Consider the following 11,123-nt stretch of genomic DNA (forward strand, 5'->3'; position numbering starts at 1 on the left):
CGGCGCGCTGGGACTCTTTGGTGCTCGGGGCCATCGGCTTCTCTCCTGCGCAGCGGTGCGCGTGGCGTCAGTTACGTCTGGCGCCCACCGTAGTCAGTCGGGCCGACAGGCATCACCAGGGCCAGCCGGACAGGGCTCACCCGTTGGCGATGAGGCGCAGCAGGTTCGCGTCGGGGTCGAGCAGCCCTCCGATGCGCAGGCCCGAGGCCTCCAGCTTGGGGAGGTGAAGCCGCGGCCACCCCTGCTCACCCACCGGCACCCCGGCATCCGCACACACCTGGACGAACGAATCGACGTCGTCGAGGCGCAGGCAGGAGCTGAACGCGCTCGTCGCCGGGTCGAGATCGGGGAACGGGAAGAACTCGAGCACCACCGGCCCCCGGGCGAGGATCATCCACCCCTGGTCGCGGTACTGCTCCACGAAGCCCAGCCGAGCGTAGAAGGCCGAGGTCGCCGCGAAGTCGCGCGATGCCAGGTTGGGCGTCGCCCGGTCACCCACGACGGTGCGAGCTGGGCAAGGCCCTCCCGTGCGATTGGCGCCCCCACCGGCCTGGAGCCGCCGCCGGAGCGCGGCAGGATCCTTGACCGTCAGGCCGTGAGCCTTCATCACCCTGACATAGGCGTCCACCTTGCGGTCGATCGACTCCTCCTGCGCCGCCGCATCCTCAGCGGCCTGCTCAGCAGCGGCAACCTTGGCGCGCATGTCAGGGTCGGGGGCGGAACTCGACCAGATCGCGCACAGTGACCGCCACGAAAACCGCCGCGTCACGCGGTCGCCTCCAGTTCCGCCACTCGGGCGTCAATGGCCTCTGCGAACCGGCGCACTTCGCCTGGGGCGATGCCGTTGACCGCTGCGGCCCGCCGCCAGGTCCTCACCGCTTGGACGACCTTGCGCACGACGTCAGCCGACTCGGCCGGGGACAGCCGACACGCCTGAGCGAGGTCGCACAGCGCGGCGACCTCCTCATGGGAATCGACGGCCCCGAGGATGCCGGTCATCCTGCGAGCCCGCAGATCGGGGTTGGGGTTGACGTCGAACAGCGGGCTCAGCGCCCATCCCCCGCGGCGGCGAAGGAACCCGTGGTTGCGCAGGTGGTCGTCGGTGTTGTGCACCGCGACGGAGAAGACGACCCTGGCAAAGAGTTCCTTGAGGTCCTCGTTCACCATCGCGCCGGATTCACTCAAGGCGTCAATGATGTCGACGTAGTCGCGATCGTCGCCATCGCGTGCCCCCACCAGCGTCATGGCACTGATGTAGCCCAGCCGCACACCACCGACCTCGCGGTCGAACCGGCTCACGAGCAGCACGGATCGAGACCCCACGGTGGTCAACCGGTTGCAGGGAACTCTCAACCCAGCGGCTTGAGCCAGGTCGAGCATGGTCTTCTCCCACGCCATGACATCCCACTCGTCAGCGGCATGCGGGAACTTCGCGATCATCAGTGTGCCGTCATCACCACGCACGGACGCCTTGGGGCGGGCCCCGCCCAACGATCCCGAACCGGCATCCAGCAAAGCCTTCACCGCTGAGAAGTCGTCGAGATCGGCATCCGACCCGACCCGGTCCGCGGATGCCAGCAACTGTGGAAGCGAGACCAGCCGGGGCACGTCCTCGTGCGGGCCCAGGAACGGACCGTCACCGTCCCGGAAGCGCAGGTTGCCTTGCCGGGTGATGTCGCTGACGCCGAGCAGGTAGTCGGTCTCAGTTGCTGCGGGGAGCCGCTGGGATGCGTGCCGCTGCTCCGCTCGGCGGCGCTTGTCGAGCAGGTTGCGCCCCCACCGGTCGGGAGAGCAGTCGGCGAACGACCCCGGCAATCCATCGACGTACTGCTGCCCTGCCTGCCGAGGGAGCGCGGGCTCGAGGTCGTACCCGGATCGGTCAGCGAGATAGGCGACGTCGTACACGACGGTGGTGGTCACGTTCGATCGACGCGTGGTGAAGAAGGCCGTCCCCGCGAGCACCGGACGTCCATCGATGTCGACGTGGACCCTGACCTCGTTCAATGGCGCACCCGCTTCGGGAGCGCGGCCGACGCCCTCGCACGGCCGAGGTCGGTCTCGAACGGGTCGAGCGCATCGACCACCCGGTCAAGGGCACCCAACGCCCGCGCCACCGCCAGGACCGTGCCGAACGACACCGCCGGGTCACCGTGCTCCAGGCGGCGCAGTGTGTCGCGCGAGATGTTCGCCCGCTCAGCCACCTGCACGGCCGTGAGGTTCAGCATGCGCCGCCAAGCGCCCAGGTGCTCACCGACCTCCGTGGCGGCGCGCTGGACCCGCACCGGGGTCGGCTTGGCTGGCATCGCGACCTCTCACTGACTGATAATGACGGCTAGAGCACCCATCATGACATCTAGGGACTGACATGTCAGTCATTAGATTGATCCGCTTCAGTGGCGCGGCACGCTGCCGACACCACGATCAGCAGCCTCAGCCGGCGTGCACGACCTGCGCCGCGACCGCGTCGAGCACGGCGACGTCCCCGGTGTACGGCCCGTCCGCGCGCGGCCAGTGGGTGACGACGTCGGTGAACCCCAGCTCCGCGGCGCGCCCGGCCATCTCGGCGTAGAGCTCGACCGACTCCAGCGAGAACCGGGGTGAGGAGTCGAGCGAGAGGAGGCGGTCGAGCGGGCCGCGCCCCACGGCATCCACCGCGTCATCGAACCGCCGCACGAGCTCACCGACGTGGGCGAACCATTCGTCGAGGGTGTCACCGCGGCCGCCGTAGGTGATCCAGCCGTCGCCGAGCGTGGCCGCGAGCCGGATCGAGCGCGGACCGTTCGCCGCGACGAGCAGCGGCACCCGGTGGCGCACCGGGCCGGGCAGGGTGCGAGCCCCGCGCGCCGAGTACCAGGCCCCCTCGTGGTCGACGCGATCCTCGCGCAGCAGCCGGTCGAGCAACGGCACGAACTCGTGGAACCGGTCGACCCGCTGCTTGAGCGTGCGCTCCTCGCCGAGGATGCGCGCGTCGAGGTCGCCCCCGGTGCCGAGCCCGCAGAGGAACCGCCCGCCCGACACGTCGTCGAGGGTCAGCACGTCACGGGCGAACGTGTACGGATGCCGGTAGTTCGGCGACGACACGAAGGTGCCGAGGCCGATCGCCGAGGTCACACCGGCCGCCGCGGCCAGCGTCGGCACCGCCGCGAACCACGACGCGTCGGGCAGCCCGCCCCACACGAGGTGGTCGTAGGTCCAGGCGTGGTCGAACCCCATGTCCTCGGCCGCCCGCCACATCGGGGCCGACTCGCGCCACGGCAGTTCGGGCAGGATCGTGATGCCGTGCCGGATGCCGATCACGTCACGACCGCGGATGCCGGTGCTCGCCGCCGTGGTCATCGCGCCACCCGCGTCTGGTCGCCAATGCCGGTGAGCGGTACCAGATCACCGAGGTCTGCGCGGATGCCGCTGACCCGCAGGTCACCGGCCGCTTCGGCCTCGGCCCACTCCCGACGGCCGGTCGCGAGCGCAAGCCAGGTGACGGCATCCGTCTCGACGACGTTCGGTGGGGTGCCGCGGGTGTGGGTCGGGCCCTCGATGCACTGGACCGCACCGAACGGGGGCACGCGCACCTCGACACTGCGACCCGGGGCGCGCGCGCCGAGTTCTTCGAGGGTGAAGCGCACGGCGGTGGCGAGCGTGGGGCGGTCGACGGCATCCGGATCTGCGAGCCACGTGGTGAGTGCCGACTCACCCGCGACGGGGTCGGTGCGGCGGCGGGGAGGCATGGAGCGAGGGTACCGAGGCGCGGTGACGGTCGGATCGGTGCTGGCGGTCGGGGTCGGAGGTCGGGCCGGCGTCGGACTGGGTGTCCGGCCGACCCGTAGCCTTCGGACATGGGTGAGGCACTGTTCGAGCGGGACGGGTCTCTGGTCACCGTCGTGCTTGACGGGCAGCCGCAGTCGGCGGTCGACGTCGACGACCCGACCCGTCTGGACTTCGAGTACGTGCAGCACTTCGCCCTCGCCATCGAGGCGTTGGCGGCGGACGGCCCGCTGCGCGTCACGCACGTCGGCGGGGCGGGGCTCACGCTGGCTCGCTGGCTGAACCATTCCCGGGATGGTTCACCCCAGATCGTCCTCGAGCCGGATGCCGCGCTCACCGACGCCGTGCGCCGTGAGCTACCGCTCCCGCGCGGGCACCGGATCAGGGTGCGGCCGGTCGACGGTCTGACCGGGGTCGCTGCCCTGCGCGACGCCAGCGCCGACGTCGTCGTGCTGGACGCCTACGCCGGTGGCCAGGTGCCGCCCGAGCTGGGCACGCTCGAGTGGTTCGGTGAGCTCCGCCGAGTGCTGGCCCCCGGCGGGCTCGTGCTCGCCAACGTCGCCGACGAGCCGGGCATGGCGTACGCCGCTCGGGTGGCTGCCGGCGCTCGTGAAGCTCTGGGCCACGTCGCGTTCCTCGGGCTGCACGAGGTGCTCAAGGGCAAGCGCTTCGGCAACCTCGTCCTCGTCGCCACCACCCACCCACTCGACCTCTACACGCTGAGGCGTTCCACGGCATCCGCCCCATTGCCCACCGGGGTCATGGGCTGGGACGAGATCCTCCGGCGGCGCCCCGGGGCCCGGCCGTTCAGCGCGGCCGGCGGTGACACGGCATCCTCACCCCCGCCGCCTGCGCGAGGGGCCTGGCGCCGCCGCTGACCGCACTGCGTCCGGCACCTTGGCTGCCAGAGGCACCAACTTGCCGGACGTTGCACCCTGCACCCGGCGGACGTCCGGCACCTTGGCTGCCAGAGGCACCAACCTGCCGGACGCTACGGGCTGGGCGGACGGTAGGCCCCTCGCCAGCCACGTGACTGCAACAGGCGCGCCAAGCTCGCGAACAGCGGCTCAGGGTCGACCCGCAGCGACAGCACGGACACACTCACGGCCGCACCGTCCTCGGCAGCGAGGTCCATGAGGCGGACGTCATCACTGAGGACGTTGAGCAGTCGTGCATGCCCGGCGCCCTGAACCTCAAGACGAACGCCGTGCGCCACCCACTCGACATCGAGGTACCTGCGCCCATGGGCCGACTCACGCAGGGTCTGCCGGCTTGGCTCCGGGAGACCACGTGCGCGACACAGCCGGGCAAAGTCGAGTTCGTTCATGGAGCGCACGCCATCCCCGATGTCAGCGACGACTCCGGAGAGGACCCCCCGGTAGGCGTGGCGCCGAACGCGAGACATCTCGACTCCCAGATCTTCCACACTCACCAGCCGCTGCTGAACCGGCAACACCAGCAGGTACGCCGCCTGCCGAGGGGTTCGTGCCCACAATGCCGCCTGCACCGCAGCCACCGCGGGACGGGCGCGCGGGATGCCGTGAGGCGCCGCGTCGTCGTCGCCCCACCGTCGGCTCTCATGCAGGACGACGCCGGCTGGACGCCCCTTGCGGGTGGACTTCGTGACCCAGATGTGGATGGCGGTCTCCTCGAAACCGGTCAGCCCGGACGCCTGGAGTGCAGTGACCCCACCCAGCCGGGCCGACGTACCGACGTGGAGCAGGGCCGCGCGCCACGCGGCATCACCAACGAGTGGGCCGTGGTCGAGCACTACACCACGGTGCGGCAGGTGCCGCCAACGCTCGGCGGTGACATGAGCGCGTCGGCGTCCCCGGGTCACCCCGGCCTCTCGGAGACGCGCCAAGGACACGACACGGTCGATGGCCTCGGGGAGCTCGCCGACGTCTCGAAGGCGGCGCGACTGATGGTCCATGGCTCGATGGTCAGACCCCGGGTCGATCCGGCACAGCCAGCGGGAGGGGGCTGTGGACAACGTGAGCTGTCCGCCCGCCCTGTGGACAACGGCATCCAGCGTTTTGCGTCCGGCAGGTTGGCTGTCAGAGGAACCAACCTGCCGGACGCAAGAAATCACGCTTGGCCAACGTCCGGCACTTTGGCTGCCTGGGGCACCAACCTGCCGGACGCAAGCCGAAAGGGCTTGGGGGTCAGCCCTTGTCGCCGCGCAACTTTCGCAGCAGCTTGGAGCCCAAGGAATCGTTCTCGATCAGGATGCCGCCCCTGTAGGGGATGCCCACAGGGCGTGCACTCCCAGCGGCCCCTGAGCCCGCCAACGAACCAGGCACGGCCGATCCATCCACCGCAGCCGCAGCCGCAGCCGCAGCCGCTGTCGCCGAGCCAGCTGCTGAGCCACCGGCCTCATGCTGTGCAAGCGTCCCCGCGAGGTCGGCGAGCAGCGTGTCGACCTCCTCCTCGTCATAACCCCTGCGGAGCTGCGTCTGGGTGAACCGCACACCCTCCACGTCGCGGGACGACATCGGCGCCTCAGCGACGGGCAGGCCCGACTCGTGGTGCCGCAGGGCGACGACCGCCCGATCGAGGAAGTCATCGACCTCCCGCTCGTCGTACCCCCGCCGGAACTGCGTCTGGGTGAAGGTGGTGTTGAGGACGTCGTCCCCTCGCAGGATCCTGGGCATCAGTCCACCCACACTCGGGCGTTGCGGAACATCCGCAGCCACGGGCTCTCGGCCTCGACCGGCTCCGAAGTCCACGACAGCTGCGCGTTCCGGGCGACGCGCTCGGGGTGCGGCATCATCGCGGTGAACCGGCCGTCGGGCGTCGTCACCGCGGTCAACCCGTCGGGCGACCCGTTGGGGTTGGCCGGGTACCGCGAAGCGACCGCACCGTGCGAGTCGACGAACCGCGCGACGCGCGCCACGGCATCCGCGTCACCGCGTGACGAGAAGTCGGCGAAGCCCTCACCGTGGGCGACGGCGATCGGCAACCGGCTGCCCGCCATGCCGGCGGTGAAGATCGACGGCGACTCCACGACCTCGACCATCGACAGCCGCGCCTCGTACTGCTCGGAGGCATTGCGGGTGAACCGCGGCCACGCGTCGGCGCCCGGGATCAGGTCGGCCAGCGCCGCGAACATCTGGCAGCCGTTGCAGATGCCGAGCCCGAAGGTGTCGCCGCGGTGGAAGAAGTCGTGGAAGCCCTGCGTCAACGCCTCGTTGAACAGCACCGAGCGCGCCCAGCCCTCACCGGCGCCGAGGGTGTCGCCGTACGAGAACCCGCCGCACGCCACCAGCCCGACGACGTCGGCGAGGTCGAACCGCCCCGCCTGGAGGTCGGTCATGTGCACGTCGTAGGTGTCGAACCCGGCGCGGTCGAACGCGAACGCGGTCTCGACGTGGCTGTTCACGCCCTGCTCGCGCAGGATGGCCACCTTCGGCCGCGCCCCGAGGTTCACATAGCGCGCCGCCACGTCGTCGGTGGGGTCGAAGGTCGGCGCGACGACGAGCCCGGGGTCGCCATCGGCCCCGAACGCCTCGTGCTCCTGCGCGGCGCACTCCGGGTTGTCGCGCAGCGTCGCGATGCGCCACGACACCTCGTCCCAGGCCTGCGCCAGGTCACGCACCGGCTCCTCCAGCACACCGTCCCCGGCCACCGACACCCGAACGACACGACCGGATGCCGTCCCGCCGACCACCGTGACCACGTCACCGAGGCCGTGGCTGGCGAACACCTGGAGCACCTCCGCGGTGCGAGCGGCTGGCACCCCCAGCACGGCGCCGAGCTCCTCGGCGAACAGCGCAGCCACCGACGGCACGTCGAGCTCGACCCCGACCGCACCGGCGAAGGCCATCTCGCACACCGCGGCCCACAGGCCCCCGTCGGAACGGTCGTGGTACGCCACCTCGACCGAGCGGGACCGCAGGTCGGCCAGCGCCGCCACGAGCGAGAGCAGCCGCTGCGGGTCATCGAGGTCCGGCACCGGGCCGCCGAACTCACCCTGCACCTGCCCCAGGATCGACCCGCCCAGCCGGTCGCGACCAGCACCGAGGTCGACGAGCACGAGCACGTCGCCCGGGCGCAGCTGCGGGGTCCACGAGCCACGCACGTCGGGCAGCGACGCGAACGCCGTGACGACGAGCGACACCGGCGAGGTGACCTGACGCGCCTCCCCGGTCGCGGCATCCGTCCAGCGGGTGCGCATCGACAGCGAGTCCTTGCCGACCGGCACCGACACCCCGAGCTCGGGGAGCAGCTGCATCGCGACGGCCTCGACGGTGTCGAACAGCGCAGCGTCCTCGCCGTCCTCACCGCACGCGGCCATCCAGTTGCACGACAACTTGACCCCGGTCAACGACGACAGCGGCGCTGCGAGCAGGTTGGTGAGCGCCTCCCCGACCGCCATCCGACCCGACGCGGGAGCGTCGACCGAGGCCACCGGCATCCGCTCGCCCGTGGCCATCGCCTCACCCGCGAAGCCGACGTGGTCGGCCAAGGTCACGGCGACGTCGGCGACGGGCACCTGCCACGGCCCGACCATCTGGTCGCGGTGGGTCAACCCGCCGACGGTGCGGTCGGCGATCGTCACGAGGAACCGCTTGGACGCCACGGTCGGATGCCGCAGCACGGCATACGCGGCGTCCTTCAGGTCCAGCCCGGTGAGGTCCAGGGTGCCCGGGTCGCGCTCCACGCGGGTCACGTCGCGCACCATCTTCGGGGGCTTGCCGAGCAGCACCTCCATCGGCATGTCGATGGCGCGGTCCTCGTCGGCGAGGTCGTCCGGGCCGTCGGCGAGCACGAGGCGGCCGTCGTCGCGAGCGACCCCGACGACGGCGTAGGGGCAGCGCTCACGCTCGCACAGCGACGCGAACAGCGGCAACGAATCGGGCGCGAGCGCCAGCACATAGCGCTCCTGCGACTCGTTGCACCAGGCCTCCTTCGGGGCGAGCCCCGACTCCTCGAGCGGCACGGCCGACAGGTCGAAGCGGGCCCCGAGCCCGGCCCCGTCGACGAGCTCGGGGAAGGCGTTGGACAGGCCCCCGGCGCCGACGTCGTGGATGGCGAGCACGGGGTTGTCGTCCCCGAGGCCCCAGCAGTGGTTGATGACCTCCTGGGCGCGGCGCTCGATCTCGGGGTTGCCGCGCTGCACCGAGTCGAAGTCAAGCTCGGCCGCGTTGGCCCCGGCCGCCATCGACGACGCGGCCCCGCCGCCCATGCCGATGCGCATGCCGGGTCCGCCGATCTGCACGAGCAGTGTGCCCGCGGGGAAGACGATCTTCTCGGTCATGTCTGCGCTGATCGTGCCGAGCCCGCCGGCGCTCATGATCGGCTTGTGGAAGCCGCGGCGCACCCCGTCGACGGTCTGCTCGTAGACCCGGAAGAACCCGCCCAGCCCGGGCCGGCCGAACTCGTTGTTGAACGCGGCCGCCCCGATCGGGCCGTCGAGCATGATCTCGAGCGGGCTCGCGATGTGCGCCGGGGCGCCGTACTTCTCACTCTCCCAGGGCTCCTCGAGCCCCGGCAGGTGCAGGTTGGACACGGCGAACCCGGTGAGACCGGCCTTCGGCGCCGAGCCACGGCCGGTGGCGCCCTCGTCGCGGATCTCACCGCCGGCACCCGTGGCCGCACCCGGGAACGGGCTGATCGCGGTCGGGTGGTTGTGCGTCTCGACCTTCATGAGCACGTGCACGTCGCCCTCGCGCCCGGCGTAGCGGCTCGGCCCGTCGGCGGCCTCCGGCATCCAGCGCACGCGACGTCCGCCGACCATGACCGAGGCGTTGTCCTTGTAGGCGACGACCGTGCCCTCACCGGCGACGGCCTCGGTGTGCCGGATCATCCCGAACAGCGACCGGGTCTGGACGACCCCGTCGACGACGAAGTCGGCGTTGAAGATCTTGTGGCGGCAGTGCTCGGAGTTGGCCTGCGCGAACATCATCAGCTCGACGTCGCTGGGGTTGCGCCCGAGCCCGGTGAACGCGTCGACGAGGTAGTCGACCTCGTCGTCGGACAGGGCCAGGCCGTAGGCCGTGTCGGCCTCGACGATCGCCTCGCGGCCGCGGCCGAGCACGTCGACGCGCTCCATCGGCTCGGCCTCGCGCTCGTCGAACAGGGCGGCGGCGTCGGCCCGGGTGGGCAGGGCAGCTTCGGTCATCCGGTCGTGGAGGAGGTCTGCGAGGGCGCCCCACTGCTCCTCGGTGAGCGGCTCGTCGGTGGCGACGAGGTACTCGGTGACGCGCTCCACCCGGCGGATGTCGACGCCGCAGTTGTGCGCGATGTCGGTGGCCTTGCTCGCCCACGGCGACAGCGTCCCCAGGCGCGGTGCGACGACCACGGTGGCGAGGTGGGCACCCGAGGCGGCACCGGCATCCGGCGGCCCGTAGGTCAGCAGCTTCGTGACCGTGGCCGCGGTCGCCTCGTCGAGGGGCTGCTCACTGGCGACCCAGTGCACGTGCCGCGCGCTGACACCGGTGACCGTCGGGACGGCGCGGTGCAGGCGTTCGAGCAGCGCTGCCGCACGGAACGGCGAGAGGGCGTTGCCGCCCGGGACGGTGGTCAGCACGAGGTCGTGCGACGAAGCCATGAGCAGGTCTCTCCCGGAGCTGGGCGCGAGGGCGGATGCCGTGTCCAAGGTTACCGGGGCGGCTCACCTGCCGCGTTCCACCCGCCATCGGCCCGAGGCTGCCTCCGCCTTGAGCCCGGACCTTTCGTGGAAGGCTGGCCCCGCAGTGTCTGCGGCTGAAGGAGTGCGCATGAGTCGAGTGGTGGTTCTGGGCGGATCCGGTGCGATGGGCGCCCAGGTGTGCAGGCTCTTGCGCGAGCGCGGCAACGACGTCCTCGCAGCCTCACGCGCCACCGGGGTCGATGTGTGCACCGGCGCCGGGCTCGAGGCCGCCCTGTCCGGCGCTGACACCGTCGTCGACTGCCTCAACGTCGTGACGATGTCTCGCCGTACCGCGGTGTCGTTCTTCGCCGGGGCCGCCACCCGGGTCTCCGACGCAGCCGCCACGGCGGGGGTCGGCCACATCGTCTGCCTGTCGATCGTCAACGTCACCGACCCGACGGTGCGCCGCCTCACCGGGTACTACGCCGGCAAGGCCGCCCAGGAGCAGGCGTACGCGGCGGGCCCGGTGCCACTCACCCTGGCGCGCACGACGGCGTGGTTCAGCCTGGCCGAGACGTTCCTGTCACAGATCAGGCTCGGCCCACTCGCCCTCGTTCCCGGGCTGGCGCTGCAACCCGTGCACCCGCTCGCCGCGGCAACCTTCGTCGCGGATGCCGTCGAGTCCGGCCCCGCGCCCACCTCACCCCCGAGCACCTCACCGACACACGCCGGACCGACACACGCCGGACCGACACACGCCGGTCCGACCAGCACGGGACCGACCGTG

At 71.4% G+C, this 11,123-nt stretch carries 10 protein-coding genes; 2 read left to right on the forward strand and 8 right to left on the reverse strand.

Going from position 1 to position 11,123, the window contains the following annotated elements:
- Positions 1-136 precede the first annotated feature (136 nt).
- The 5 genes from PLL68_RS04215 to PLL68_RS04235 all read right to left on the reverse strand — a co-directional run bounded on the left by PLL68_RS04215 (position 137) and on the right by PLL68_RS04235 (position 3,725).
- Positions 137-499 (reverse strand): bleomycin resistance protein, encoded by a 363-nt coding sequence (locus PLL68_RS04215; RefSeq protein WP_324531987.1) that lies wholly within the window; start codon positions 497-499, stop codon positions 137-139.
- 266 nt (positions 500-765) lie between these two features.
- Complete coding sequence (locus PLL68_RS04220; RefSeq protein ID WP_324531942.1) at positions 766-1,920, reverse strand: type II toxin-antitoxin system HipA family toxin; 1,155 nt, start codon at positions 1,918-1,920, stop codon at positions 766-768.
- Between the two features lie 80 nt (positions 1,921-2,000).
- Positions 2,001-2,303: a helix-turn-helix domain-containing protein gene (locus PLL68_RS04225; protein ID WP_324531944.1), complete on the reverse strand. Its 303-nt coding sequence runs from the start codon at positions 2,301-2,303 to the stop codon at positions 2,001-2,003.
- 127 nt (positions 2,304-2,430) lie between these two features.
- Positions 2,431-3,336: an LLM class flavin-dependent oxidoreductase gene (locus PLL68_RS04230; RefSeq protein ID WP_324531946.1), complete on the reverse strand. Its 906-nt coding sequence runs from the start codon at positions 3,334-3,336 to the stop codon at positions 2,431-2,433.
- Positions 3,333-3,725, reverse strand: coding sequence for a sterol carrier family protein (locus PLL68_RS04235; RefSeq protein WP_324531948.1), 393 nt, complete (start codon positions 3,723-3,725; stop codon positions 3,333-3,335). The genes PLL68_RS04230 and PLL68_RS04235 overlap by 4 nt, the downstream gene beginning before the upstream one ends.
- 108 nt (positions 3,726-3,833) lie before the next feature.
- On the opposite strand from PLL68_RS04235, the gene PLL68_RS04240 reads away from it, so the two are divergent.
- Positions 3,834-4,640, forward strand: coding sequence for a spermidine synthase (locus tag PLL68_RS04240; RefSeq protein ID WP_324531949.1), 807 nt, complete (start codon positions 3,834-3,836; stop codon positions 4,638-4,640).
- A gap of 113 nt (positions 4,641-4,753) precedes the next feature.
- On the opposite strand, the gene PLL68_RS04245 is transcribed toward PLL68_RS04240, so the two are convergent.
- The 3 genes from PLL68_RS04245 to purL form a co-directional block, all read right to left on the reverse strand.
- A complete protein-coding gene (locus PLL68_RS04245) occupies positions 4,754-5,695 on the reverse strand; it encodes a hypothetical protein (RefSeq protein WP_324531951.1) in 942 nt (313 codons plus the stop codon).
- A 232-nt stretch (positions 5,696-5,927) separates the two neighbouring features.
- A complete protein-coding gene (locus PLL68_RS04250) occupies positions 5,928-6,416 on the reverse strand; it encodes a DivIVA domain-containing protein (RefSeq protein WP_324531953.1) in 489 nt (162 codons plus the stop codon).
- Positions 6,416-10,315, reverse strand: a complete 3,900-nt coding sequence (gene purL, locus PLL68_RS04255) for a phosphoribosylformylglycinamidine synthase (RefSeq protein ID WP_324531955.1) — start codon at positions 10,313-10,315, stop codon at positions 6,416-6,418. The genes PLL68_RS04250 and purL overlap by 1 nt, the downstream gene beginning before the upstream one ends.
- A gap of 169 nt (positions 10,316-10,484) precedes the next feature.
- Between purL and PLL68_RS04260 the strand changes: the two genes are divergently transcribed.
- On the forward strand, positions 10,485-11,123 hold a 639-nt coding region (locus PLL68_RS04260), incomplete at its 3' end, for an SDR family oxidoreductase (protein ID WP_324531957.1).

Source organism: Ornithinibacter sp. (assembly GCF_035443565.1).
Taxonomy (GTDB): domain Bacteria; phylum Actinomycetota; class Actinomycetes; order Actinomycetales; family Dermatophilaceae; genus Fodinibacter.